Source organism: Paraburkholderia sp. BR13439 (assembly GCF_040948805.1).
Lineage (GTDB): Bacteria > Pseudomonadota > Gammaproteobacteria > Burkholderiales > Burkholderiaceae > Paraburkholderia > Paraburkholderia youngii.
In genome coordinates this window covers 141,141-167,637 of the sequence record NZ_JBFPKN010000016.1, presented here as the reverse complement: position 1 = coordinate 167,637, position 26,497 = coordinate 141,141, and the positions used below count along the sequence as shown (strand labels likewise).

The window sequence follows — 26,497 nt, the reverse complement described above, 5'->3', positions numbered from 1 at the left end:
CGGAGCGCACCGATGACGACGAACACGACGCTGTCGATCCGCCGCTTCGACGCGAGCGATACCGAAGCGGTGATCGCGCTATGGCAGCAGGTGTTTCCCGAATATCGCGACGTGACGCGACCGCAGCGCAATCCGCGTCTGTCGATCGCGAACAAGCTCGCGACGCAACCGGAGCTGTTCTTCGTCGCGGTGCTCGATCGCCGCATCGTCGGCACCGTGATGGGCGGCTATGACGGACACCGCGGCTGGCTGTATTCGCTTGCGGTCGACGCATCGCTGCGACGTCATGGCATCGGCACGCGGCTCGTCGCGCACGTCGAGAGCGAGCTGACGAAGCTTGGTTGTCCGAAGCTGAACTTGCAGGTATTGTCGTCGGCGTCGGCCGAAGTGCGCGCGTTCTACGATGCGCTCGGCTATCGCGCCGATGCGGTGATCAGCCTCGGCAAGCGGCTCGGCCAATACGCGGACGCAGCCCCGGCGGGTTGATTCGCGTCGTACACCTGATTAAAGAAGGCCGCATGCGCTGGTTGGCGCATGCGGCCTTTTTCATGGTTCTCTCACGTGCGGCGCACATATCGGCGGATTCGGACAAATAGCAGATGGCGGCAGACGGATTGCCTAGAATCGTTTACGCAAGAGACGACGCCGGGCTGGATGAGACGTTCGCGGCAGTTCGCGACGCTCCCCGCGGCGGCTCATGCATCTGAGTCCCAACGTGTTTGAATCCTAAGGGGAATCTTCATGGCGACTTATGTGGTGCTCCTGCAATTCACGGATCAGGGGATCCGCGCGATCAAGAACACAGCGCAGCGAGCCGGGCAGACGGCGGAGATGGCGAAAACTTTTGGCTGCGAGATGAAGCAGATCTACTGGACCTTGGGGGAATACGACATTGTCTCGGTCGTCGAAGCGGCAGACGAGCAGAGCTTCCTCGCCTTCGGCTTCGCGCTCGGCTCGGCCGGCAATGTCCGCTCGCAAACACTGCGTGCGTTCACCAAAGACGAAATCAGTGCGGTTATCGGGAAACTCCCATAATTCATGCACGGGTCAGCAAGAAAAAACGCGCCGCACGATGTTGCATCGTGAGGCGCGTTGCAAGAAGGAGGTGTGCGAGAAAACGGCACACGTCCAACTCATCAGCTACTTATTCACCGACTCGTTCACCCACTCATTCACCCAGGTAAGCGGCCCGAACCTTCGGATCGTCGAGCATCTGTTTCGCGTCGCCCGACATCGTGATCAGACCGGAGTCCATCACGTAGCCGCGATTGGCCGCCTGCAGCGCGAGACGCGCGTTCTGCTCGACGAGCAGCACCGTCATACCTTCAGCGGAAATCGAGCGCACCACTTCGAAGATCTTCTCGACCATGATCGGCGACAGACCCATCGACGGTTCGTCGAGCAGCAGCAGTTTCGGGCGCGAGATGATCGCGCGCGCCATTGCGAGCATCTGCTGCTCACCGCCCGACAGCGTGCCCGCGTATTGCGAGGCGCGCTCCTTCAGACGCGGGAAGAAGCCGAACATGCGCTCGACGTCCGACTTGATACCGTCGGCATCGTTGCGCAGATACGCGCCCATCTGCATGTTCTCGACGATCGACATACGCGCGAAGATGCCGCGACCTTCCGGCACCATCGCGAGACCGCGCTTGAGCAACTCGTGCGCGGGCAGGCCTTTGATCGACTGGCCCATGTACTCGATGTCGCCGGCCGCGTACGCCTTCAGGCCGGTGATCGCCTTCATCGTCGTGGTCTTGCCCGCGCCGTTCGCGCCGATCAGCGTGACGAGTTCGCCCTGCCCGACTTCGAGGTCAACACCCTTTACCGCCTGGATGCCGCCGTAGTTGACCTGCAGGCCCTTGATTTTCAACATTGCTTGCGTCGTGGACATCAGTGGACCCCCGCACCCAGATAAGCTTCGATCACCTTCGCATCCTTCTGCACGTCCTGCGGCAGACCCTGTGCGATCACCTTGCCATAGTCGAGCACCGTCATCTGGTTGCACAGGCCCATCACGAGCTTCACGTCGTGTTCGATCAGCAGAATCGTCTTGCCGTCCGCGCGGATCTTGTCGAGCAGCTTGGTCAGCTCGACTTTCTCGGTGGCGTTCATGCCGGCCGCCGGTTCGTCGAGCGCGAGCAGCTTCGGATCGGTCGCCAGCGCACGCGCGATCTCCAGACGACGCTGGTGGCCATACGACAGGTTGCGCGACGTGTAGTCCGCGTACTGCGTGATGCCGACGTAGTCGAGCAGTTCGAGCGCGCGCTCCTTGATCTCGCGCTCTTCCTGGCGTTCGGCCGGGGTCTGGAACACCGCGCCGAGCAGACCGTGTTTGGTGCGCACATGACGGCCGACCATCACGTTTTCGAGCGCGGTCATGCCGCCGAACAGGCGAATGTTCTGGAACGTGCGCGCAATGCCCGCCTTCGCGACCTGATAGACCGCGGTCGGCGTGTAGTTCTCGCCGTCGAGCTTGAACTCGCCCGAATCCGGCGTGTACAGACCCGTGATCACGTTGAAGAAGGTCGTCTTGCCGGCGCCGTTCGGGCCGATCAGACCGTAGATTTCACCCGCGCGGATCTGCAGGCCGACCTCGGAAAGCGCCTGCAAACCGCCGAAGCGCTTGTTGACGCCTTTCACCGACAGACGGATCGCCGCGTTGTTGCTTACGTTATCGCTCATGTCTTTTTCTCCACCGGACCTTATGCGCGCACCGGCTTCTTGCCGCTACGCTTCGCCAGCTTCGCAATCTTGTCTTCGTGCTTCGGCGCGGGCCACAGGCCTTCCGAGCGATACAGCATGATCACGACCATCGCCAGACCGTACAGCAGCTGACGGATCACTTCGGTATCGACGACTTCATGTCCGAAGATCATGTTCTGCAGCGGACCCATCGTGGAGCGCAGGAACTCGGGGAACACAGCGAGCAGCACCGCGCCGAGAATCACGCCGGGAATGTGGCCCATGCCGCCGAGCACCACACAGGCGAGCACCACGACCGATTCCCAGAACGTGAACGATTCCGGCGACACGAAGCCCTGGAACGCACCGAACATCGCGCCCGACAAGCCGCCGAACGACGCGCCCATCGCGAACGCGAGCAGCTTCACGTTGCGGGTGTTGATGCCCATCGCCTTGGCGGCAATTTCATCTTCGCGGATCGCGGCCCACGCGCGGCCGATACGCGAATGCTGCAGACGCGTACACGTCCAGATCACGAACAGCGCGCACAGCACGAACAGGTAGTAGTACAGGTACACCGCCGGGAACTGCATGCCGAACAGCGAGTGCGACTGCGCGAAGCTGAAGCCGCCGATCTGCACCGGAGCGATCCCGGTGATCCCCTTCGGACCATTGGTGATGTTCACCGGACGGTCGAGGTTGTTCATGAAGATCCGCACGATTTCCCCGAAGCCGAGGGTCACGATCGCCAGGTAGTCGCCGCGCAGACGCAGCGTCGGCGCGCCGAGCAGAATCCCGAACATCGCGGCCAGCGCCATCGCGATCGGCACGATGATCCAGATCGGCACGTTCAAGCCGTGCGGCGCGAGCGCCGCGATCCATTCGAATTGCGTCGACAGGTGCGGCGAGCTCAGCAGCGCGGCCGTGTAGGCACCGATCGCGTAGAACGCGATGTAGCCCAAGTCGAGCAGGCCGGCAAAGCCCACCACCACGTTCAGGCCCAACGCGAGCATCACGTACAGCATCGCGAAGTCGAGCACGCGGACCCAGTAGTTGCCGCCCGCCGCGCCGATGATCATCGGCGCGGCGATCACGAAGATCGTCGTAAGGATGCCGATGGTCAGCGTCTTGGTGCGGTTCTTTTCGGGGATGAGCGTTGTGGACGGCTCGATCGGTTGAATTGAGGTCATGATTGTTGACTCCTTGTGGCCCGGGATCAGGCGCGATCCGCGACACGTTCGCCGAGCAGACCCGACGGACGGAACACGAGCACGACGATCAGCACGATGAATGCGAACACGTCCTGGTAGTTACTACCGAACACGCCGCCCGTGAGGTTGCCGATATAGCCGGCGCCCAACTGCTCGATCAGGCCGAGCAGCACGCCGCCGACCATCGCGCCGCCGAGATTGCCGATACCGCCGAGCACCGCCGCGGTAAAGGCCTTCAGGCCAGGGATGAAGCCCATGTAGAAGTGCGCGTTGCCGTATTCGGACGCGATCATCACGCCGGCGAGCGCCGCGAGCGCCGAGCCGATCATGAAGGTCGCCGAAATCACGAAGTTCGGGCTCACACCCATCAGGCTCGCGACGTTCGGATTCTCGGCGATCGCGCGCATCGCGCGGCCGAGCCTGGTCTTATGCACGAGCAGCAGCAGGCCGCCCATCACGATGAACGCCACCACGATGATCACGATTTCGGTCATCGAGATCACGGCGCCGGGCGTCGTGTCGGTGGCCTTGATCACGTTGATCGGGTCAGTGGGCAACAGCTGCGGGAACGGCAGCGGATTGCGCGACCAGATCATCATCGCGAGCGTCTGCAGCAGAATCGACACACCGATCGCGGTGATCAGCGGCGCGAGACGCGGTGCGCGGCGCAACGGCCGGTAGGCCACGCGTTCGATCGTGTAGCCGACCACCGCGCAGACCGCCGCCGCGATGAGCAGCGCGATGACCAGCGTCAGCACGTTGCCGAGGCCGGGGAAGTGGTTCTGCAGCACACCTATGGCGGAGAGCGCAACCATCGCGCCCACCATCAACACATCGCCGTGAGCGAAGTTGATGATGCCCAGAATGCCGTAAACCATCGTATAGCCCAGTGCGATGATGGCGTAGACACTGCCAAGCACCAGTCCATTCAGGATCTGCTGGATGAAGATATCCATTTATTGCTCCTTAGCCCGTGCGACTGGATTCGCGTTTTTCATCTGCCGGTGGGCGGTGATGCACTACGAATCTCAACGGCACTGCGGGTACTGATGTAAAAGACCGGTAAGGGTTATCCGCTGCCGGCTTGCCCTGACGACCGTGATGCGGTCGCGAACTCCCCTTGGGCGGATGCAAAAACGGCACCGTTGGATGGTGTCGGTGCCGTCAGGCCGAACTTCCCGTCATCACATCTTTACGACGTCGAGCACTGCTTTCTTGCCGTCCTTGAAGTCGTAAAGTGTAATGGCGCCCTCTTTCAAATCACCCTTGTCGTCGAACGCGATGTGGCCGATTACCCCGTTGTAATCGGTCGAAGGCATCGCAGCCAGCACCTTGGGCGCCTCGATCGAATTAGCGCGCTTCATTGCATCGACGATCACGTACACAGCGTCATACGTGAACGGCGCGTAAATCTGCACCGGCGTGTGGAAGCGGTCCTCGTACTTCTTTTCGAAGTCCGCTCCATTGGTCATTTTCGAAAGCGCGAGTCCTGCTTCCGAACAGACCAGGTTTTGCACGGCGGTACCCGCCAGCTCACCTACCTTGTCGGTACACACACCGTCGCCGCCAAGGATTTTTGCCCTGATACCGAGCGCCGCCGCCTGCTTCGTAAACGGCCCGCCCGTCGCGTCCATGCCGCCGAACATAATCGCGTCCGGCTGAACACTCTTGATCTTCGTGAGAATGGCCCGGAAATCCGTGGCCTTGTCGTTCGTCGCCTCCCGCGCGACGATCTTCGCGCCGCTCGCCTCGGCGGTCTTCGCGAATTCGTCCGCGAGACCTTTGCCGTAGGCGGTCGCATCGTCCACGATCGCGATGCGTTTGGCGCCCAGCGCCTTCATCGCGTAATTGGCGAGCGCCGGACCCTGCTGTGCGTCGGTTGCGACCACTCGATAGGTCGTCTTGAAACCCTGCTGCGTATACGCCGGATTGGTCGACGACGGCGAGATTTGCACGATGCTCGCGTCGCTGTAGATCTTCGACGCCGGAATCGAGACCCCGGAGTTCAGGTGCCCGATCACCGCGACCACGTGATCGTCCACCAGCTTCTGCGCGACGGCGGTGCCGGTTTTCGGGTCCGCCGCATCGTCCTGCGCGTCGAGTTGCAGCTGGATCTTGCGACCGTCGATCGTCAGGCCCTGCGCGTTGATTTCCTCGACCGCGAGGCGCGCCCCATTTTCGTTGTCCTTGCCCAGGTGCGCGATGCCGCCCGTCAACGGGGCCGCGTGACCAATCTTTACGATAGTCGCTTCGCTCGCGGTGGCAACCGCAGCGGACGAAGCCGCCGATGCGCCCGCTCCCGCTTCGCCATCCTGTTTCTTGCCGCACGCGGTCAGCATCGCAACCGCGGCCGCGATGGACACGGCGTAAGCAAATTTGACTCGCATCAAGTAAGGTCTCCTGCGCCTTGCAAAATCCACTGTCCAGGACCTCAAGGCCTTGAGAACGCGCGCATTGTAACTCCAATTATGCGGGTGGCAATATTGTTGAACCGGTGGGGTTTTCCTGCATTGCAACCTGATATTGAACGCAAAGTCCGCGAAAAAGAGCAACCCGGTTGCGATCCGTTTGCGTGCATCAGTTGCACCGTCGCCGAACCCGATGGCACCAAGTGTTGCGGTCCCTCGGCGTGAATGCCGGCTAGGCCGGGGCTTGCGTCGGATATGTCCTTTTATCCCACGCGCGGCAAGAGCACCAATTCAGTGCATGATTAATTCGTCTTAAGCTCTTGGCCTAGATTAAAACAGGGGCACATCGCTCGAAAATCAATAAAACACCCGATCACAATTCCAAAATAGTTTGTGCGCGAGAGCACTGAAACGTGCGAATTCATTCGATCCGGCACCTAATTTTCTCAGTGCCCCACAGACTCGCGCCATAAAAAAAGCGCGCCCGAGGGCGCGCTTTCCTTTCAGCGATGCTAACGGATTGTCAGGCTGGCAGACCGAGCCCGCGCGGCAGCGGAAACGCGATGTTTTCCTCGATGCCTTCGAGCGCGCGCACGTTGCGCACACCCAGTTCACGCAGACGCGCGATCACTGCCTGGGCCAGCACCTCGGGCGCCGACGCACCGGCGGTCACACCGATGCGGCGCTTGCCCTCCACCCAGACCGGATCGATCTGATCGGGCGAATCGACCATGTAGGCCGGTACGCCGAGCTTCTCGGCGAGCTCGCGCAAGCGGTTCGAATTCGAGCTATTCGGACTGCCGACGACGATCACGACGTCGCACTTCGGCGCCATGAACTTCACGGCGTCCTGGCGATTCTGCGTGGCGTAGCAGATGTCCTGCTTCTTTGGCTCACGGATGGACGGATACTTGGCCTTCAGCGCGCCGATGATTTCGGCGGCGTCGTCGACCGACAGCGTGGTTTGGGTGACAAACGCGATCCGCTCGGGATCGGCGAGCTGCAGCGCCTGCACGTCTTCGATGTCCTCGACCAGATGCATGCCCTCGGCCGCTTGACCCATCGTGCCTTCCACTTCCGGGTGGCCTTTGTGGCCGATCATCACGATGTCGAAACCGTCCTGACGCATCTTGGCGACTTCGATATGCACCTTGGTCACGAGCGGACAGGTCGCGTCGTATACCCGCAGCCCGCGTGACTCCGCCTCCGAACGCACGGCCTTCGACACGCCATGCGCGCTGAAGATCACCGTGTTGCCAGCCGGCACTTCCTCCAGGTTCTCGATGAAGATCGCACCCTTCTTGCGCAGGTCTTCGACCACATAGGCGTTATGAACGATTTCGTGACGCACGTAGATCGGTGAGCCATACAGCTTGATGGCCCGCTCGACGATCTCGATCGCCCGGTCGACGCCGGCGCAGAAACCGCGTGGCTGGGCCAGCAGGATCTCCGCTTCGGCAAGAGTCGTATCCGTGATGCTCATGTTTACAAAATCCCGATGATTTTCACTTCAAACGCCAGCGCCTGGCCGGCAAGCGGGTGATTGAAATCGAACAGGGCCGACGTTTCGCCGACTTCCTTCAGCACGCCGGCGTAGCGCCCGCCGCCCGGCGCGTTGAATTCGACCAGATCACCCGGCGAAAAATCCTCGCCGATCATGCTGTTCTCCCGCAGCGTGGCGAGGGACACGCGCTGGATCAGGTCCGGATTGCGCGAACCAAACGCCTGCCCCGGCGGTAGCTGAAAGGTCGAATGGTGGCCCACCTTCAAACCCAGCAAAATATCTTCCAGCGGCGGCGCCAGTTGACCGGCTCCGAGCAGCAGCGTGGCCGGCTTGTCGTTAAACGTGTTGATCACTTCGGCGCCATCGGCAAGGGAAAGCCGGTAATGCAGCGTGACGTGTGAACCGGGTTTCACCTCGGAAATATCGATGATGCTCATGCAATGCTCGCTCAGTCGAAGCGCGCTGCACGCGTGCGCCGCGGGCGCAGTCGACGCGTGTGGCAAACCGTCGGGTGCCGTGCGCAAAGCGTCTATTGTAAGCCACCTAGCGGGCGCCGGCTTGAGTCCGTCGCGCGTGAGGGTGGCACGGCACTCCGGCGCGCTGCGCCGCGTGTGCGCCGTCAACCTTACGCGGAGGACTCTATATATATGGCTGATTTCGCCAGCACAATCGACGAAACACCTGCGGCAAAACTGCGACCGAAGGCGCGCCCACGCGCCACGGGCGGCGCGAAAGCCGCCTCCAATCGGTCGGCCAGGACTCCCTCAGAAACCGCCGACTCGGCGGTCCGCAGCCGGCGGCAACTGTTCCGGGGCAAATGGCTCCGGCGCGACATGCCGCGCGAGCGACTGATCGACCAGGGCCCCGACGTGCTGTCGGACACCGAAATGATCGCGCTCGTGCTCGGCTCCGGCCTGCCCGGTCACGACGTGTTCAGCGTCGCGCGGACACTGCTCGATCGCTTCGGCTCACTGCGCGCGATGCTCGACGCCACTTATCAGGATTTCGATGGCATTCGCGGCATTGGCCCGGCAAAAAAGGCGCAATTGCTCGCGATCATGGAAATGGCGCGCCGCTCCCTCGTGGACAAGATGCGCAAGCGCCAGCTGATGAATTCGCCCGAAGCGGTCGAAAGTTATCTGCGCCTTCTGATCGGCGGACAGCCGCAGGAGGTGTTCGTGTCGCTGTTTCTCGACGCGCGGCATCGGCTGATCCGCTGCGAGGAAAGCGCGCGCGGCTCGCTCACGCGGATGGCGGTGTATCCACGGGAGATCGTGCGGCGGGCGCTCGCCGCGAACGCGGCCAGCCTGATCGTTGCGCACAATCATCCGTCCGGCGCTGTCGAGCCGAGCGCGAGCGACTGCCGCCTCACGCAGACACTGCGCGACGCGCTCGCGCTCGTCGATGTGCAGCTGATCGATCATCTGGTGATCGGCGCGGACAGCGTATACTCGTTCGCCCGCGCCGGCTGGCCGGAGCTCGCACGCAAGCCCGCTGGAGCGCGGGAAGCGGAAGGGCCACCGCACGGCGCCGTGCCCCGCGTCGCAAATAAGGTTTGATTTTGCGGCTTTTTTTCTGCTAGAATTCCGGTTTGCCTATTTCCAACCCCCTGTTCCGAAGCCATCAAGGCGTTCCGCAAAGGTCAGGCGGCTGTGGTAGCGAAGTGCCTCGATGCAAATTCGGCGCAAGTTCGCACACTCTCAGCGCGGCTCTTTTCGGGAAACTTTCACGGCGTTCGAACTCAGAATTAGCGTATTAGGAGTGCTCTCATGGCACGCGTATGCCAAGTAACTGGGAAAGCGCCGATGAGCGGCAACAACGTTTCCCACGCGAACAACAAGACCAAGCGCCGGTTCCTGCCGAACCTGCAAAGCCGCCGTATCTGGGTGGAAAGCGAAAACCGTTGGGTGCGTCTGCGTATTTCGAACGCCGGCCTGCGCCTGATCGACAAGAACGGTATCGACGCTGTGCTCGCAGACCTGCGCGCACGCGGTGAAGCCTAAGGAGTAAATCATGGCGAAAGGCGCACGCGACAAGATCAAGCTGGAATCGACCGCAGGCACGGGTCACTTCTACACGACCACGAAGAACAAACGCAACATGCCGGAAAAGATGCTGATCAAGAAATTTGATCCGGTCATCCGCAAGCACGTTGACTACAAGGAAACCAAGATCAAGTAATCTTGGCTCTCCAGCCTGACGAAGGCAAAAACATGAAAAGCCTCGCATCCGTGCGAGGCTTTTTTGTTTTTGGGCGGGCTTCGCGATAGCGCAGCAATGCCCGCGTAAATCGCCCTATTCCGTTCGGGCTGCTTTCGCTAGTGCGTCGTGGCGCGTATCCTTTGTCGTTTTCGCGGCGTGCGGTTCGCACGCCGTCATCGCAAAACGAAAGACGGAGATGTGGGTAATGGAATTCGATGTGGCGATTGTCGGTAGCGGTCTGGCTGGTTTGAGCGTCGCGCTCAACCTCGCGCAGACACGGCGCGTTGCTGTGATCGCCAAGCGATCGCTGACCGAGGGCGCGAGCGACTGGGCGCAAGGCGGTATCGCCGCGGTGCTGGATTCCGCGGACAGCGTCGAAAATCACGTGCGCGACACGCTGATCGCGGGTGGCGGTCTGTGCGACGAGGCTGCGACGCGCTTTATCGTCGAGCATGGGCGCGATGCGATCGAATGGCTGATCGAACAGGGCGTGCCATTCACGAAAGACGACGCCGCCGAGCTGGGCTTTCATCTGACGCGCGAAGGCGGCCATAGCCATCGCCGGATCATTCACGCGGCCGACGCGACCGGCCATGCGGTCGTCGCCACGCTCAGCGAGCAGGTGCGCCATCATCCGAACATCACGCTGTTCGAAGATCATCACGCGATCGACCTGATTACGTCCGAACGCCTCGGCCTACCTGGCCGGCGCTGCCATGGTCTGTATGCGCTCGATCTGCAAAGCGGCCGCACCGTTACGATCGAAGCGCCGCATACGGTGCTCGCGACCGGCGGCGCGGGCAAGGTGTACCTGTACACGACCAACCCCGACACCGCGACCGGCGACGGCATCGCGATGGCATGGCGCGCCGGTTGTCGCGTGGCGAACATGGAATTCATCCAGTTCCACCCGACGTGCCTGTTTCACCCGTACGCGAAGTCGTTCCTGATTTCGGAAGCAGTGCGCGGCGAAGGCGGCATTCTGAAGCTGCCCGACGGCACACGCTTCATGCCCAATCACGACGAGCGCGCGGAGCTTGCGCCGCGCGATATCGTCGCGCGGGCGATCGACTTTGAGATCAAGAAACGCGGCATCGACTGCGTGTACCTCGACATCAGCCACCAGCCGGCCGCGTTCCTGCACGAGCATTTTCCGACGATCCTCGCCCGCTGCCTCGAGTTCGGCATCGACATCACGAAAGAGCCGATTCCGGTGGTGCCGGCCGCGCACTACACGTGCGGTGGCGTCGTAACCGATCTGGCGGGGCGCACTGACCTCGCGGGTCTCTACGCGGTCGGCGAAACGTCCTGCACCGGCCTGCACGGCGCGAACCGGCTGGCCAGCAATTCGCTGCTCGAATGCCTCGTGATCGGCCGCGCCGCTGCCGAGGCGATCGAAGCGGAAGGCTTCGCCGCCGCCGTGCACGCGCCGCTGCCGGCTTGGGACGAAAGCCGCGTGTCCGATCCGGACGAGGAAGTGGTGGTCGCGCACAACTGGGACGAACTGCGCCGGCTGATGTGGAACTACGTCGGCATCGTGCGCACCGACAAACGGCTCGAACGCGCGAAGCACCGGCTCGCGCTGTTGCGCGACGAAATCCACGAGTACTACGCGAACTTCAAGGTAAGCCGCGATCTGCTGGAGCTGCGCAATCTGGTCGACGTGGCGTCCCTGATCGTGGACGGCGCGCGCTCGCGGCGCGAAAGCCGCGGCCTGCATTTCAGTCGTGACTGGCCGGCCACATTGCCCAAGGCGCTGCCGACGGTGCTCACGCCAAAGTATGTCCGCAGGCCGAATGCCTGATGGCATCGCGCCGGAGCGTACGCTGAAACGGCGCCGCAAATAACAAGGCCATTGCCGGCAAACTCCGGCAATGGCCTTGTTCAGTCGTCATGGGCGTCGATCGATGCGCTAAGACGCGCGACGCTCAAACGATCCGCATCGAGTAGTCGGTCGCGCGCACGTCCTTGGTCAGCGCACCAATCGACACGCGATCCACGCCCGTCTCCGCGATCGTGCGCACGGTCTCGAAATTGACGCCGCCGGACACCTCGAGCACCGCGCGCCCGGCCGTGATGCGAACCGCGTCGCGCATCATGTCGAACGAGAAGTTGTCGAGCAGGATCGACTGCGCGCGATGCGCGAGCGCGGTTTCAAGTTGTTCGAGCGTTTCGACTTCGATCTGGATCGGCACGCCCGCATTCAACGTGAGCGCCGCGTCCATCGCCGCACCCACTCCGCCGGCCGCGGCAATGTGGTTCTCCTTGATCAGAATGCCGTCGTACAACGCGAGTCGCTGATTGGCACCGCCGCCGACGCGCACCGCGTACTTCTGCGCGAGCCGCAAACCCGGCAGTGTCTTGCGCGTATCGAGAACGCGGGTGCTCGTGTGGGCAATCGCGTCGACATAGCGGCGGGTTGCGCTTGCCACGCCCGACAGCAGTTGCAGGAAATTCATCGCGTTACGCTCGGCGGTCAGCAGCGCGCGTACCGGCCCGCGCAGATCGCAGACCGTCGTATCGGCGCTCATGCGGTCGCCCTCGCGGTAACGCCATTGAACTTCGATGCGCGGATCAACCGCACGCATCACCGCGTCGAACCAAGGCACGCCGCATAGCACCGCTTCCTCGCGCACGATGATGCGCGCGTTGCGAACGTCATCGGCAGGCACGAGGCGGCCGGTCTGATCGCCGCTACCGATATCTTCGGCGAGCGCATCGGCGACGTTGCGCGCGAGCGCAGCGTCGAACGCCTCGCCGTACTGCGCGTGAATCTCCGCGAAAAGCGGCGATATTGCGTTGGCCCCATCGCGCGCCACTGCCTGCTCAGGCGCCTCCTGCACCACCGTCATTACGCCGCTCCCACGTTCGAATAGAGTTGCGCGTCGCGCGCGAGATCGCCGCTCGCCTGCACGCGCTTCTTGTGACGCGCCGCGAAATCGAGCATACGGTCGATCGGCAGACGCGCCCGCTCGCCGATCGCGCGATCGACGAAGATCTCGTTATGGCCGCGCTCGAGCACATCGGCCAGATTCGCCAGGCCGTTCATCGCCATCCACGGGCAATGCGCGCAGCTCTTGCAGGTCGCGCTGTTGCCGGCCGTCGGCGCGGCAATCAGCGTCTTGCCGGGCGCGGCGAGTTGCATCTTGTGCAGGATGCCGAGGTCGGTCGCGACGATGAAGTGCGTCGCGTCGAGCTTCTGCGCAGCGTCGATCAACTGCGTGGTCGAGCCGACGACGTCCGCCAGCGCGACCACGTTGGCCGGCGACTCCGGATGCACGAGCACCTTCGCGTGCGGATATTCGGCGCGCAGCAGATCGAGCTCGATGCCCTTGAATTCGTCGTGCACGAGGCACGAGCCCTGCCACATCAGCATGTCCGCGCCGGTCTTGCCCTGAATGTAGCTACCGAGATGACGGTCCGGTGCCCAGATGATCTTCTCGCCGCGCGCATGCAGATCGGCGACGATCTCCAACCCGATCGACGACGTCACCATCCAGTCCGCGCGCGCCTTCACGGCTGCGCTCGTGTTCGCGTACACGACCACCGTGCGGTCCGGGTGTGCGTCGCAGAACGCCGAGAACTCGTCGGCCGGACAGCCGAGGTCGAGCGAACAGGTCGCGTCCAGATCCGGCATCAGAATGCGCTTGTCCGGACTGAGAATTTTTGCGGTCTCACCCATGAAGCGCACGCCCGCGACCACCAGCGTCTGCGCTTCGTGATCGCGCCCGAAGCGCGCCATTTCCAGCGAATCGGCCACGCAACCGCCGGTTTCGTCTGCGAGCTCCTGCAATTCAGCGTCGACATAATAATGCGCGACCAGCACCGCTTTCGCGCGCTTGAGCAATTCGCGGATGCGCGCCTTCAGCGCCCGCTTCTCTTCCGCGGACGGCGTCTCGGGCACCTTCGCCCACGCCTGCCCGATCCCGCAGGTTGTGCCCTGCGCCTGAGGCCGATCGAATTCGACGGTCCTGATCGCCTGCTGCTCCATCATCTCCTTTGCCCTCACCTGGCCGCCGCGGCTTGCCACTCGCGCAACACGCGCAATGCATTTCCACAGCCCAAAAAACGCAAAACCCCGCCAACGCGGGGTTTTGTGACGTCCTGAAATTTTAATAGATTTCAGGCATATCGACGCAGTCGCATCGCGAAGTCTTGCAGCGCCTTGATGCCGCTCTGCTCGGCGCGATGGCACCAGTCCTGCAATTGCGCCAGCAATTGCTCGCGCGACGCGTTGGAGCGCTCCCACATCGCCGCCAGTTCGTTGCGCATATCGATGTAGGTCTTCAGCTTCTGGCTGCTCGCAAAAATCTGCGGCAGCTGAAGCCTCTGCGGCTCGTTAAGGCCCGCCTCTTCCTTGTGGAACCAGCTACGCGCACCGCGCATCACCTGATACTTCTCGCGCGCGCCGACTTCCTTCAGATGCGCGAGCTCCTGACGGTACGCGCGCTTGATCGCCTTCGCGTAACGCTCCATCACTTCGTAGCGGTTCGCGAGCACGGCCTGCAGCGTGTCCTGATCGAGCACGAGCTTGCCGGTGGTCAGGCGCGGCGTCGGCGCGATCTTCTTCACCTTGGCCAGACGAAACGCCTGCATGATGCGGATGTACATCCAGCCGATGTCGAACTCGTACCACTTGTTCGACAGCTTCGCGGACGTCGCATACGTGTGGTGATTGTTATGCAGTTCCTCGCCACCGATGATGATGCCCCACGGGAAAATATTGGTGCTCGCATCCGACGAATTGAAGTTGCGATAGCCCCAGAAGTGTGCAAGACCGTTGACCACGCCCGCGGCCCAGAAAGGAATCCAGACCATCTGCACGGCCCAGATGGTCAGACCGACGACGCCGAACAGCGCGACGTTGATCACCATCATCAGGCTCACGCCGAGGATCGGGTATTTCGTGTAGACGTTGCGCTCGAGCCAGTCATTCGGCGTACCGTGACTGAACTTGCGCATCGTTTCTTCGTTTTTCGCTTCGGTGCGATAGAGTTCGGCGCCTTCGAGCAGCACTTTCCAGATGCCGCGTGTCTGCGGGCTGTGCGGATCTTCTTCGGTTTCGCATTTCGCGTGATGCTTACGGTGAATCGCCGCCCACTGGCCGGTCAGCATGCCGGTGGTCATCCACAGCCAGAAACGGAAAAAATGGCTCGCGATCGGGTGCAGATCCAGCGCGCGGTGCGCCTGGCAGCGATGCAGATAGACGGTCACGCCGATAATCGTGATGTGCGTCACGATCAGCGTGTACACGATGAGTTGCCACCACGAGAAATGCAGCAGTCCGTGGGCAAGGAAATCGAGCAAAGAATTCAACAAGGTAAGTTACCTGCAGAACGAGAGATACGAAGCACACGCGGCGCGCGTGTCATGAAAGTGAAAGCATACAGCGGGATAGGACGTTATTCTACTGGAAGCGTTCCAAGTGTTTGTAACAAATAGGGATTTTTTGTTCACTATCAAGCCGATAGCGATTGCCTCGGCACTGGCGCATCACTTGCAACGGCCAAAAGCTGGGTCTAACGATCGCCGCTGGCGGCCCCGTCGGCGCGCCCGAGCGCTGAATCGGTCGCGGCGTCGTGCGCCGGATCGGTCATTGCTGCCGGGTGCGGCATTGCGCCGCCTGCCCGAGCGACGATGCGCACCTCGCGTTGCGCAAGCGGAATCCTGATGCCGTGCTCGGAAAAGAGACGCCAGATGTTGCGGTTGACCGCAGAGAGCACGCCACGTGTGCCGCTCGCCGCGTCTTCGATCCAGAAGCCCAACTCGAGATTGACGCCGTCCGGGCCGAAACCGACCAGAAATGGCGTCGGCGCCGGCTCGCTCAACACCCGCGGCACGTCGGCGGCGGCCAGGGCGAGCAGCGTCATCGCCTGTTCGACGTCGGATGTGTAGGCGATCTGCACGGGCACCCTCGCGTGGCCACGAGTCAGAAACGACGACTGGTTCTGCACGACGTCGGTGATCAACTTCTCGTTCGGAATCAGCGTTTCGATACCGTCGAGTCCGCGCACGACGGTATAGCGCGTGCGGATTTGCGTGACGCGGCCCTGCAGGCCGCCCACGTTGATCGTGTCGCCGATCCGCAACGAGCGGTCGAGCAGGATGATGAAGCCCGACACGTAGTTGCTCGCGATCTTCTGCATGCCGAAGCCGAGCCCGACGCCGAGCGCGCCCCCGAACACACCGAGCACCGTGATGTCGATGCCGACGATCGACAGGCTCATCAGGAGCGCCGCGAGCACGAAGGCCGCGCGGCCGACGCGCGCGACCACCACCTTCAGATTCGCGTCGAGCGTCTTCGAGCGCATCAGGCGGTCTTCGAACGACGAGCCGAGCCACATCGCGACGATCATCGTGACCGCGACCCACAGCAGCCCAGTGATCAGCGACAGCAGCGTCATATGCGCATTGCCGACGCGGAAGCTCACGCTGTCCATCCATGCGATCACGGCGTTCTGAATGCCCAACAGCGTGAGCACCATGCCGACCCAAACGACCACCGACACGATTTTCTCGACCAGAAACAGCCACGGATGCTCGCCCCCTTCGCGGTTGAACACCCGCCGCGCGAAGAAGAACACGATGTAGATCAGCCCGATGCCGACGAGCGGCACCAGCGCCAGATCGAGCAGCGCGGTATCCATGAACTGGCCGGCGATCGCCCGCGCGAGCCACACGAGCGCCGCGCCGATCAGCGGAAAAGCCGCTCGATCCAGACTTTCCATGCCGAAGCGCAGGCTCTCGTAGCGCGGCGATTGCGACCGCTTGATCCGGCGGCGCAGCGTCCGCGCGAGCAGCCACGCGACGAGCAGCGTCCCGAGCAGGATCGCGACCTGCCACAGCATCACGGGCTGACCGAAGTCGCGCGCGATATCGCTGAACATATGGGGAAAAGTCGTGTGCATGGATGTCGCCGAAATCGCCCGCACGTGCGGATTATCCGCGCGCGCCGGCCTGCAGCCGGTTGCCTAGCTCTGGCGCTCGAGCACGGCGGCGAAGAAGCCGTCGGTCGCGTGGCGGTGCGGCCACAGCGACAGGTAGTCGCCCATCTCCAGCTCGATGCGCTGCTCGGCGAGCACGTCGCGCACGGGCACCAGCGCGAAATCAGTGTGGTCGGCGAGGAACTGCTGCACGACCGCCTCGTTTTCCGCGTCGAGAATCGAGCACGTGGCATAGACGAGCCGGCCGCCCTTCTTCACGAGACGCGCCGCGCTCGCGAGAATCGACGCCTGCTTCGGCGCCAGCTCGGCGATCGACTCCGGCGACTGGCGCCACTTCAGATCCGGATTGCGGCGCAGCGTGCCGAGGCCGCTGCACGGCGCATCGACGAGCACGCGGTCGATCTTGCCAGCCAGACGCTTGATCTTCGCGTCGTGTTCGCTGTCGATCAGCACCGGATTCACGTTCGACAGGCCGCTCCTCGCGAGCCGTGGCTTCAGCTTCGCGAGACGACGCTCGGAGATGTCGAACGCGTAGAGTCGGCCGGTCGAGCGCATCGCCGCGCCGAGCGCCAGCGTCTTGCCGCCCGCGCCCGCGCAGAAATCGACGATCATCTCGCCGCGCCGCGGCGCGACCAGCGAGCACAGCAGCTGGCTGCCCTCGTCCTGCACTTCGAGCCAGCCCTGCTGGAACGCGTCGAGCTTCGTCAACGCCGGCTTGCCGACCACGCGCACGCCGAGCGGCGCGAACGGCGTCGCGCCCGCCTCGATGCCGGCCTTGGACAGCGCGCCCAGCACGTCGTCGCGGCTCGCCTTGATCGGATTCGCGCGCAGATCCAGCGGCGCCGGGTAGTTCAGCGCGGCGGCCAGCTGCGCGAGTTCGGGACCCTCGAAACGCGTGCTCAAAGCCTGGCAGATCCAGTCGGGCAGATTCAGGCGAATCCGCAGCGGCAGGCTTTCCGGATCGATCTTCGACACGTGTTCGAGCCACGTCGCCTCGGCCTCGCTGACGAACGGCTTCAACGCCGAGCGTCCGACCGTCTGCATCAGGCCCAGCAGGGCCATGCGGCGCGCGGGGCTGCCGGTGCCGCTTTCGGCCAGATGCGCGAACTCCATCCGGCGGCGCAGCACGGCGAACACCGCCTCGGCGATCACACCGCGCTCGGCGTGGCCGAGCTTCGGATGCGCGCGGAAGAAGCGGCTCGTGGTGGCGTCGGCGGGGCCGTTCAGCCGCAGTACTTCGGCCAGCAGCGTTTCAGTTTGTCCAATCAGGAAACCATGCAATCTCATGCGCCCTCTCCGGCGGTGTGACCGGCAAAGAGCCATTGCGGCTCCGACGGCGTAAGCGTGACGCGCGAGCCGTCCAGAGCGAGACGCCCTTCGACGAACCAGCGCACCGCGCGTGGATAAATGATGTGCTCGGTGGCGAGCACGCGTGCGGCGAGCGTCTGTGCGGTATCGCCCGCCTCGACGGGCACGGCCGACTGCACGACGATCGGCCCGTGATCCAGCTTTGATGTGACAAAATGCACTGACGCGCCGTGGAACCGCACGCCGGCGTCGAGCGCCTGCTGGTGAGTCTTCAGGCCCGGAAAGCTCGGCAGCAGCGACGGGTGCACGTTCAGCATGCGCCCGGCGTAATGGTCGACGAAGCGCTCGGTCAGCACCCGCATGAAGCCCGCGAGCACGACGAGGTCCGGCGCGATAGCGTCGATCTGCTCGGCCAGCGCCGCGTCGAAGCTGTCGCGATCCGGAAACTGGCGGTGGTCGACCACCGCCGTGGCGATACCATGCGACGCCGCGAACGCGAGCCCCGCGGCATCGGGACGGTTGGCAATCACGGCGGCGACCCGCGCCGGCCAGCCTTCGCTCGCGCAAGCGCGCACGATGGCTTCCATGTTGCTACCCCGCCCGGAAATCAGGATGACGAGTTTTTTCATGCGCGGATTTTATCATTCGGCAATCGCCCGACCGCGACCGCGCAGCCGTCTATTGCGCCAAGCGTTTATAATCGATTGTTTTGCGGCACCCTGCCCGCGTCCCTATTGCAATCGCAGCAACCGCTGCAACCCGCTATCGTGAGAGTCTTCCGCGGTCTTCCCAATGCCGAGAGCCGTGCGCCGTGCGCGCTGACCATCGGCAACTTCGACGGTGTCCACCGCGGCCACCAGGCTCTGCTCGCGCACGTGCGCGCGGCCGCCAACGCGCGCGGCCTGCCCGTCTGCGTGATGACCTTCGAGCCGCACCCGCGCGAGTTCTTCAACCCGGCCGGCGCGCCGCCGCGCATCGCGATGCTGCGCGACAAGCTCGAGGCGCTGCGCACCAACGGAGTCGACCGGGTCGTCGTCGAGCACTTCAATCACACGTTCGCGAGCCAGTCGCCAGATGCGTTCGTCGAGCGGATCATCGTCAACGGCTTGCACGCGCGCTGGATCATGATCGGCGACGACTTTCGCTACGGCGCGAAGCGCGCCGGCGATTTCGCGTCGCTGCGCGAGGCCGGCAAGCATTACGGCTTCGAGGTCGAACAGATGGCGACGGTCGCCGATCCGTCGGGCGCGCGCATCTCGAGCTCGGGCGTGCGCGCGGCGCTGGTCGCGGGCGACCTCGACTCGGCGCGCGCCGCGCTCGGCCGCGACTATCTGATCAGCGGCCACGTTACCCATGGCATGAAGCTCGGCCGCGATCTCGGCTTTCCGACGCTTAATCTGCCGATCGCGCACAAGCGTCCGGCTCTGGCCGGCATCTTCGTCGTACAGGTGCACGGCATCGCCGAGCACCCGCTGCCGGGCGTCGCGAGCCTCGGCCTGCGCCCCACCGTCGACGATTCCGGCCGCGTGCTGCTCGAAGTGCACCTGCTCGACTGGCACGGCGACGCGTATGGCAAACTCGTGCGCGTCGAATTTCTGAAGAAGCTGCGCGACGAGGAGAAGTTCGTCGACCTCGAAACGCTGACCGCCGCGATCGCGCGCGACGTCGCCAACGCGCGCGCATGGTTCGCCGCGGTCGGCGCCGGCACGCCGGGCAGCCGTTCCACCGGTTTCGCCACCTCGGCCACCGACCGAATTAGATAACCGCCGCGTTCGGGCCGGCGCGCCGCGCCGCACGAACCGTCGCCGCGCATCGAAGGGCATCCGGGTTTCACGCGGAGCCGCCTGCCGGGCGCGCCCCGCTCCTCGCGCAGCGCGCAATCCGCGCGCCGCTACGCATAGAAACGAATTCACCGCCACCCACATCATGAGCAACAAGAAAGCCGATTCGAAACCGCAGTCCCGCTACCCGGTAAACCTGCTCGACACGCCGTTTCCGATGCGCGGCGACCTGCCCAAGCGCGAGCCGCAATGGGTCAAGGACTGGCAGGAACGCAAGGTGTACGACAAGATCCGCGCCGCCTCCAAGGGCCGCACGAAGTTCATCCTGCACGACGGGCCGCCGTATGCGAACGGCGACATCCACCTCGGCCACGCGGTGAACAAGATCCTGAAGGACATGATCGTCAAGGCGCGCAATCTGGCGGGCTTCGATGCGGTCTACGTGCCGGGCTGGGACTGCCACGGCATGCCGATCGAAATCCAGATCGAAAAGCAGTTCGGCAAGTCGCTGCCGGCGGCCGAAGTGATGCAGAAGGCGCGCGCCTACGCGACCGAGCAGATTGAGAAGCAGAAGGCCGGCTTCCGCCGCCTGGGCGTGCTCGGCGACTGGGACAATCCGTATAAGACGATGAACTTCGCGAACGAAGCCGGCGAAATCCGCGCGCTCGCGAAAATCATGGAAAAGGGCTACGTGTTCCGCGGCCTGAAGCCGGTCAACTGGTGTTTCGACTGCGGCTCGGCGCTCGCTGAAGCGGAAGTCGAGTACAAGGACAAGACCGATCCGACCATCGACGTGCTATTCAGCTTCGCCGAACCGGAGAAGACCGCGCAGGCGTTCGGCCTTGCCGCGCTGCCGCGCAACGAAGGCGGCATCGTGATCTGGACCACCACGCCGTGGACCATTCCCGCCAACCAGGCGCTGAACCTGCATCCGGAAATCGTTTACGCGCTCGTCGACACGCCGCGCGGCCTGCTGATCCTCGCCGAGGAACGCGTCGAGGCGTGCCTGAAGCTGTACGGCCTCGAAGGAAACGTCATCGCGACGACGCCGGGCGAAAAGCTCGTGAACCTGCGCTTCAACCACCCGCTCGCGTCCGCGCATCCGGGCTACAAGCGCACCGCGCCGGTCTATCTCGGCGACTACGTGACGACCGAAACCGGCACCGGCATCGTGCACTCGTCGCCGGCGTACGGCGTGGAAGACTTCGTGTCGTGCAAGTCGCACGGCATGGCCGACTCGGACATCATCAACCCGGTGATGGGCGACGGCCGCTACATCGAATCGCTCGCACTGTTCGGCGGCCTTTCGATCTGGGCGGCGAATCCGCAGATCGTCGAGGCGCTGCAAGGCGCCGGCGCGCTGCTGCGCACCGAAAAGTACACGCACAGCTACATGCACTGCTGGCGCCACAAGACGCCGATCATCTACCGCGCCACTTCGCAGTGGTTCGCCGGCATGGACGTGAAGCCGAACGACGGCGACAAGACGCTGCGCGAGACCGCGCTCGAAGGCATCGAGAACACGGCGTTCTATCCGTCGTGGGGCAAGCAGCGCCTCTTCAGCATGATCGCGAACCGCCCGGACTGGACGCTGTCGCGCCAGCGCCAATGGGGCGTGCCGATGGCGTTCTTCGTGCACAAGGAAACCGGCGAGCTGCATCCGCGCACGCTGGAGTTGCTCGAACAGGTCGCGCAGCGTGTCGAGAAGGAAGGTATCGAGGCATGGCAATCGCTCGATCCGCGTGAGCTGATCGGCGACGACGCCAACCTGTACGAAAAGAACCGCGACACGCTCGACGTGTGGTTCGACTCGGGCACCACGCACTGGCACGTGCTGCGCGGCTCGCACAAGGACGAGCTGCAGTTCCCGGCCGACCTGTACCTCGAAGGCTCGGACCAGCATCGCGGCTGGTTCCATTCGTCGCTGTTGACCGCGTCGATGCTCGATGGCCGCCCGCCCTACAACGCGCTGCTCACCCACGGCTTCACCGTCGACGGCGAAGGCCGCAAGATGAGCAAGTCGCTCGGCAACGGCATCGATCCGCATGAAGTGGCGAACCGCCTCGGCGCGGAAATCATCCGCCTGTGGATCGCGTCGACCGACTACTCGGGCGAACTCGCGATCTCCGAGGAAATCCTGAAGCGCGTGACGGAAGGCTATCGCCGTATCCGCAATACGCTGCGCTTCCTGCTCGCGAACCTGTCGGACTTCGACTTCGCGCAGCACGCGCGTCCGGTGGAAGACTGGCTTGAAATCGACCGTTACGCGGTGGCGCTGTCGGCGAATCTGCAGAACGACATCCTCGCGCACTACGAGAAGTACGAGTTCCACCCGGTCGTCGCCAAGCTGCAGACGTTCTGTTCGGAAGACCTGGGCGGCTTCTACCTCGACGTGCTGAAGGACCGCCTGTACACGACCGCGGCGGATTCGGTCGCGCGCCGCTCGGCGCAGACCGCGCTCTATCACATCGCACACGGCCTGCTGCGCGTGATGGCGCCGTTCCTGTCGTTTACCGCGGAAGAAGCGTGGAAGGTGTTCCAGCCGGACAGCGAAACGATCTTCACCGAGACTTACCACGCGTATCCGGCCGTACCGGACGCGGGCGCGCTGCTCGACAAGTGGACTCTGCTGCGCGCGGTCCGCGGCGACGTGACCAAGGCGCTCGAAGAGGCGCGGGTCGCGAACCTGATCGGCTCGTCGCTGCAGGCGGAAGTCGAAATCCGCGCGAGCGGCGCGCGTTACGACGCGCTCGCGAGCCTCGGCGACGACCTGAAGTTCGTACTGATCACGTCGGCGGCAACCGTCGTCAAGGTCGATAGCGAAGCGGACGAAGGTGTCGAAGTGATCGCCTCGAAGTACCTGAAGTGCGAACGCTGCTGGCACTATCGCGCGGACGTCGGCGCGAATGCCGAGCATCCGTCGCTGTGCGGCCGCTGCTTCAGCAATCTGTTCGGCAGTGGCGAAACGAGGAGCGCGGCATAATGGCGAGAACCATGTCGAAAACGTCCACCGCAAGCGGCTCGCTCGCACCCTGGCTCGGCATCGCGCTGATCGTCATCCTGTTCGACCAGCTGACGAAAATCGCGGTGCGCAAAGTGTTCGCCTACGGTGTGCCGCACGAGGTTACCCCGTTCTTCAACCTGATTCTCGTGTTCAACCGCGGGGCCGCGTTCAGCTTCCTGGCGATGGCGGGCGGCTGGCAGCGCTGGGCGTTCACCGCGCTCGGCGTGGTCGCGGCGCTCGTGATCTGCTACCTGCTCAAGCGGCATAGCGGGCAAAAAATGTTCTGCACGGCGCTCGCGCTGATTCTCGGCGGCGCGCTCGGCAATGTGATCGACCGGCTCGCGTACGGCCACGTGATCGACTTCCTCGACTTCCACGTGGGCGGCTGGCACTGGCCGGCGTTCAATCTCGCCGACAGCGCGATCACGATCGGTGCGATCCTGCTCGTGATCGACGAGTTGCGGCGGGTACGCGGCACACGCTAACGTCGCCGACGTGAGGCACGGCCGCGGTTGCGAGAGCCGCGCCTCACGTCCGGTTTGAAACGCGCGGCGACGGCGACGGGCAACGCCCTCGCGCCGCCTCGCGATCACGCTTTGTCGGAGGCTTTCGTTGGCAACCGCTGAACTCGCAGGCAAACATCTCGTCCTCGGCATGACGGGCGGCATCGCCTGCTACAAGATCGCCGAACTCACGCGTCTGCTGACCAAGGCAGGCGCGACCGTGCAGGTCGTCATGACCGATGCGGCCACGCAGTTCATCACTCCCATCACGATGCAGGCGCTGTCGGGCCGGCCGGTCTACACGAGCCAGTGGGACGCTCGCGTGCCGAACAACATGGCGCACATCGATCTGTCGCGCGAAGCCGATGCGATCGTGATCGCGCCGGCGTCGACCGACTTCCTCGCCAAGCTCGCGCACGGCATGGCCGACGATCTGCTGTCGACTCTGTGCATCGCGCGCGACTGCCCGCTGCTCGTCGTGCCGGCGATGAACCGGCAGATGTGGCAAAGCCCGGCCACGCAACGCAACGTCGCGCAATTGCGCGCGGACGGCGTCGAAGTGCTCGGCCCCGATTCGGGCCCGCAGGCCTGCGGGGAGATCGGCGATGGCCGCATGCTCGAAGCGGCCGCGACCTACGAGGCGATCGCGTCGTTCTTCGCGCCGAAGATCCTGTCCGGCCGGCGTGTGCTCTTGACCGCCGGGCCGACCTTCGAACCGCTCGACCCGGTGCGCGGCATCACCAATCGCTCGAGCGGCAAGATGGGCTTCGCGCTCGCGCGCGCCGCGCAGCAGGCCGGCGCCGACGTGCATCTGGTGGCTGGTCCGGTCGCGCTGGAAACGCCGTGGGGCGTCTTGCGCGAGGACGTGCAGACCGCGCAGCAGATGCACGACGCGGTGATGCGCGCGGTCGCCCAAGCGGACATCTTTATCGGCGTCGCGGCGGTGGCCGACTGGCGCGTCGACCACGTGAGCGATCAGAAGATCAAGAAGACCGCCGAGCGCACGCTGCCGAGCTTTTCATTCGTCGAAAATCCGGACATCCTGGCCGCGGTCGCCCGGCTGCCGAAGCCGCCGTTCGCGGTCGGCTTCGCCGCCGAAAGCGACAATCTCGAAGTCCACGGCGAGGAAAAGCGCGCGCGCAAGAACGTGCCGCTGCTGATCGGCAATCTGGGGCCGCAAACGTTCGGGCTCGACGACAATGAAGTGATTCTGTTCGAAGCAGGCCGCGCGACGAAGCTGCCACGCGCCGACAAGCAGACGCTGGCGCGCGCGCTGATCACGGAAATCGCGAAGCGTGTGCCGGCCGGCATCAGTCCGGTTGGCTGAACGAGCGAGCGGCGGTGGGCCCGTGTGGCCCTACCGCCTTTGCCCGGCTAGCCGACCGGAATCATCTGGAGCACTACTGCCATGACGCTACTCTCCGTGCTCGATCAAACACCGGTGATCGCCGGCCATTCGGTGGCGAACGCGATCGCCGCGACCATCGAACTCGCGCAGCTCGCCGACGACCTCGGCTACACGCGCTACTGGTGCGCCGAGCACCACGGCCTGCGCGGCGTGTCGAATCCCTGCCCTGAAGTGATGCTGGCGCGCCTCGGCAGCGTGACCAAACGCATTCGCATCGGCTCGGGCGGCATCATGCTGCCGTACTACAGCCCGTTCAAAGTCGCCGAGCAGTTCATGATGCTCGAGGCGCTATTTCCGAACCGCGTCGATCTCGGCGTCGGACGCGCGCCGGGCGGCGACATGCGCACCGCGCAGGCGGTCGCCGGCGGCGCTTACAATCGCGGCGAGATTTTTCCGCAGCAGGTCGCCGAGCTGCTCTGCCTCATGCACGGCGCGCTGCCCGACGATCATCTCGCGCAGGGTGTGCTGCTGCAGCCGCAGATCGATACGCGCCCGCAACTGTGGATGCTCGGCTCGAGCGAATTCGGCGGTCTGCTCGCGGCGCAGCTCGGCATCCGCTTCTCGTTCGCGCATTTCATCAACGCGCATTTCGGCAAGCAAGTCGCGCTGGCGTATCGCGAGCGCTTCCAGCCTGGCAACGAGGCGTCGCAGCCGTATCTGGCGGCCGCGGTCTTCGTGATCTGCGCGGATACCGAGCAGGAAGCCGCGGACCTCGAAAAAGCCGTCGATCTGCGTCGCGTGCAGATGGCGTATGGCCTGAACGAACCGATTCCGTCGATCGAGCAAGGCATCGCGCAGGAATATGGCGAGCGCGAACAGCTCGTGATCGACCGCGAAAAGCCGCGCAGTATCATCGGCACGCCTGAGCGCGTGACCGAGCGGCTCACGGATTTGCAGCAGCAGTTCCAGGCCGACGAGCTGATGGTGCTGACCGTCGCGGGCAGCTATCGCGCGCGCTTGCGCTCCTACGAACTGCTCGCCGACGCATTTCAGCTCGGCTCGAACCAGGCGGCTTGATCGCAGAGGTTTTGCCGGTCAGCCGTGTGCCCCTCCACCACCCCCCCCCCACTCTCGAACCTGAATGAAACTCGACCTGAAGATTCTCGATCAGCGCATGCGCGAACAGCTCCCCGCTTACGCGACGACCGGTAGCGCCGGCCTCGATCTGCGCGCCTGCCTCGACGAACCGCTGACGCTGAAACCCGGCGAAACTGCACTGGTGCCGACCGGACTCGCGATCCACGTCGGCGACCCCGGTTATGCGGCGCTGATTCTGCCGCGCTCGGGTCTCGGCCATAAGCATGGGATCGTGTTAGGCAATCTGGTCGGGCTGATTGATTCCGACTACCAGGGGCAACTGATGATTTCGACGTGGAATCGCGGCGAAACGACGTTCGTGCTGAATCCGATGGAACGCCTCGCGCAACTGGTGATCGTCCCGGTCGTGCAGGCCAGGTTCAACATCGTCGATGACTTCGAGGAAAGCGTGCGCGGCGCGGGCGGGTTTGGCAGCACCGGCAAGCATTGATCGATTGCTGCGAC

Annotated in this window: 25 protein-coding genes; 12 read left to right on the top strand and 13 right to left on the bottom strand. The window is 63.9% G+C overall.

Annotated elements, in window-relative coordinates; all coding sequences use genetic code 11:
* The first annotated feature begins 12 nt into the window (after positions 1–12).
* Together AB3X96_RS28520 and AB3X96_RS28515 are read left to right on the top strand one after the other, a co-directional pair.
* Positions 13–486 (top strand): GNAT family acetyltransferase, encoded by a 474-nt coding sequence (locus tag AB3X96_RS28520; protein ID WP_368592346.1) that lies wholly within the window; start codon positions 13–15, stop codon positions 484–486.
* A gap of 255 nt (positions 487–741) precedes the next feature.
* Positions 742–1,035, top strand: a complete 294-nt coding sequence (locus tag AB3X96_RS28515) for a GYD domain-containing protein (protein WP_176105256.1) — start codon at positions 742–744, stop codon at positions 1,033–1,035.
* A 133-nt stretch (positions 1,036–1,168) separates the two neighbouring features.
* On the opposite strand, the gene AB3X96_RS28510 is transcribed toward AB3X96_RS28515, so the two are convergent.
* The 7 genes from AB3X96_RS28510 to AB3X96_RS28480 form a co-directional block, all read right to left on the bottom strand.
* The gene (locus AB3X96_RS28510; protein WP_176105255.1) at positions 1,169–1,891 is read right to left on the bottom strand and encodes an ABC transporter ATP-binding protein; all 723 of its coding nucleotides are present in this window, start codon (positions 1,889–1,891) and stop codon (positions 1,169–1,171) included.
* Positions 1,891–2,682, bottom strand: coding sequence for an ABC transporter ATP-binding protein (locus tag AB3X96_RS28505; protein WP_027198609.1), 792 nt, complete (start codon positions 2,680–2,682; stop codon positions 1,891–1,893). Before AB3X96_RS28505 ends, AB3X96_RS28510 begins: the two co-directional genes overlap by 1 nt.
* 20 nt (positions 2,683–2,702) lie before the next feature.
* The gene (locus tag AB3X96_RS28500; protein ID WP_368592345.1) at positions 2,703–3,872 is read right to left on the bottom strand and encodes an ABC transporter ATP-binding protein; all 1,170 of its coding nucleotides are present in this window, start codon (positions 3,870–3,872) and stop codon (positions 2,703–2,705) included.
* 26 nt (positions 3,873–3,898) lie between these two features.
* Entirely contained in the window at positions 3,899–4,849 is a 951-nt protein-coding gene (locus tag AB3X96_RS28495) for a branched-chain amino acid ABC transporter permease (RefSeq protein WP_176105253.1), read from the bottom strand.
* Between the two features lie 228 nt (positions 4,850–5,077).
* Entirely contained in the window at positions 5,078–6,280 is a 1,203-nt protein-coding gene (locus AB3X96_RS28490; protein ID WP_368592344.1) for a branched-chain amino acid ABC transporter substrate-binding protein, read from the bottom strand.
* Positions 6,281–6,824: 544 nt separating this feature from the next.
* Complete coding sequence (gene ispH, locus AB3X96_RS28485; RefSeq protein WP_176385394.1) at positions 6,825–7,784, bottom strand: 4-hydroxy-3-methylbut-2-enyl diphosphate reductase; 960 nt, start codon at positions 7,782–7,784, stop codon at positions 6,825–6,827.
* 2 nt (positions 7,785–7,786) lie between these two features.
* Positions 7,787–8,242: a peptidylprolyl isomerase gene (locus AB3X96_RS28480; RefSeq protein ID WP_368592343.1), complete on the bottom strand. Its 456-nt coding sequence runs from the start codon at positions 8,240–8,242 to the stop codon at positions 7,787–7,789.
* 210 nt (positions 8,243–8,452) lie between these two features.
* Between AB3X96_RS28480 and radC the strand changes: the two genes are divergently transcribed.
* The 4 genes from radC to nadB all read left to right on the top strand — a co-directional run bounded on the left by radC (position 8,453) and on the right by nadB (position 11,811).
* Complete coding sequence (gene radC / locus AB3X96_RS28475; RefSeq protein WP_176105250.1) at positions 8,453–9,364, top strand: DNA repair protein RadC; 912 nt, start codon at positions 8,453–8,455, stop codon at positions 9,362–9,364.
* 210 nt (positions 9,365–9,574) lie between these two features.
* A complete protein-coding gene (rpmB, locus tag AB3X96_RS28470) occupies positions 9,575–9,808 on the top strand; it encodes a 50S ribosomal protein L28 (protein WP_006050117.1) in 234 nt (77 codons plus the stop codon).
* Positions 9,809–9,818: 10 nt separating this feature from the next.
* The gene (gene rpmG / locus AB3X96_RS28465) at positions 9,819–9,986 is read left to right on the top strand and encodes a 50S ribosomal protein L33 (RefSeq protein WP_008919555.1); all 168 of its coding nucleotides are present in this window, start codon (positions 9,819–9,821) and stop codon (positions 9,984–9,986) included.
* A 226-nt stretch (positions 9,987–10,212) separates the two neighbouring features.
* Positions 10,213–11,811 (top strand): L-aspartate oxidase, encoded by a 1,599-nt coding sequence (nadB, locus tag AB3X96_RS28460; protein ID WP_176105249.1) that lies wholly within the window; start codon positions 10,213–10,215, stop codon positions 11,809–11,811.
* Between the two features lie 124 nt (positions 11,812–11,935).
* Here nadB and nadC read toward each other — a convergent pair whose 3' ends face one another.
* The 6 genes from nadC to purN all read right to left on the bottom strand — a co-directional run bounded on the left by nadC (position 11,936) and on the right by purN (position 18,888).
* Positions 11,936–12,859, bottom strand: a complete 924-nt coding sequence (gene nadC / locus AB3X96_RS28455) for a carboxylating nicotinate-nucleotide diphosphorylase (protein WP_368592342.1) — start codon at positions 12,857–12,859, stop codon at positions 11,936–11,938.
* Positions 12,859–13,998 (bottom strand): quinolinate synthase NadA, encoded by a 1,140-nt coding sequence (gene nadA / locus AB3X96_RS28450; protein WP_368592369.1) that lies wholly within the window; start codon positions 13,996–13,998, stop codon positions 12,859–12,861. The genes nadC and nadA overlap by 1 nt, the downstream gene beginning before the upstream one ends.
* A 131-nt stretch (positions 13,999–14,129) precedes the next feature.
* Positions 14,130–15,326, bottom strand: coding sequence for a fatty acid desaturase (locus tag AB3X96_RS28445; protein ID WP_368592341.1), 1,197 nt, complete (start codon positions 15,324–15,326; stop codon positions 14,130–14,132).
* A gap of 200 nt (positions 15,327–15,526) precedes the next feature.
* Positions 15,527–16,915, bottom strand: a complete 1,389-nt coding sequence (locus AB3X96_RS28440; RefSeq protein ID WP_368592340.1) for a mechanosensitive ion channel family protein — start codon at positions 16,913–16,915, stop codon at positions 15,527–15,529.
* A gap of 63 nt (positions 16,916–16,978) precedes the next feature.
* Positions 16,979–18,238 (bottom strand): RsmB/NOP family class I SAM-dependent RNA methyltransferase, encoded by a 1,260-nt coding sequence (locus tag AB3X96_RS28435; RefSeq protein ID WP_176105246.1) that lies wholly within the window; start codon positions 18,236–18,238, stop codon positions 16,979–16,981.
* On the bottom strand, positions 18,235–18,888 hold the full coding sequence (gene purN, locus AB3X96_RS28430) for a phosphoribosylglycinamide formyltransferase (RefSeq protein ID WP_018437862.1): 654 nt from the start codon (positions 18,886–18,888) through the stop codon (positions 18,235–18,237). The genes AB3X96_RS28435 and purN overlap by 4 nt, the downstream gene beginning before the upstream one ends.
* 138 nt (positions 18,889–19,026) lie before the next feature.
* On the opposite strand from purN, the gene AB3X96_RS28425 reads away from it, so the two are divergent.
* The 6 genes from AB3X96_RS28425 (at position 19,027) to dut (ending at position 26,483) form a co-directional block, all read left to right on the top strand.
* Positions 19,027–20,022 (top strand): bifunctional riboflavin kinase/FAD synthetase, encoded by a 996-nt coding sequence (locus AB3X96_RS28425; RefSeq protein ID WP_176105244.1) that lies wholly within the window; start codon positions 19,027–19,029, stop codon positions 20,020–20,022.
* 163 nt (positions 20,023–20,185) lie between these two features.
* Entirely contained in the window at positions 20,186–23,023 is a 2,838-nt protein-coding gene (ileS, locus tag AB3X96_RS28420; RefSeq protein WP_368592339.1) for an isoleucine--tRNA ligase, read from the top strand.
* Positions 23,023–23,529, top strand: a complete 507-nt coding sequence (lspA, locus tag AB3X96_RS28415; RefSeq protein ID WP_013090301.1) for a signal peptidase II — start codon at positions 23,023–23,025, stop codon at positions 23,527–23,529. The genes ileS and lspA overlap by 1 nt, the downstream gene beginning before the upstream one ends.
* A gap of 127 nt (positions 23,530–23,656) precedes the next feature.
* Positions 23,657–24,874, top strand: a complete 1,218-nt coding sequence (gene coaBC, locus AB3X96_RS28410) for a bifunctional phosphopantothenoylcysteine decarboxylase/phosphopantothenate--cysteine ligase CoaBC (protein WP_368592338.1) — start codon at positions 23,657–23,659, stop codon at positions 24,872–24,874.
* A gap of 81 nt (positions 24,875–24,955) precedes the next feature.
* The gene (locus AB3X96_RS28405; protein WP_368592337.1) at positions 24,956–25,972 is read left to right on the top strand and encodes an LLM class flavin-dependent oxidoreductase; all 1,017 of its coding nucleotides are present in this window, start codon (positions 24,956–24,958) and stop codon (positions 25,970–25,972) included.
* A gap of 64 nt (positions 25,973–26,036) precedes the next feature.
* A complete protein-coding gene (gene dut, locus AB3X96_RS28400) occupies positions 26,037–26,483 on the top strand; it encodes a dUTP diphosphatase (RefSeq protein WP_176105240.1) in 447 nt (148 codons plus the stop codon).
* Positions 26,484–26,497: the final 14 nt, after the last annotated feature.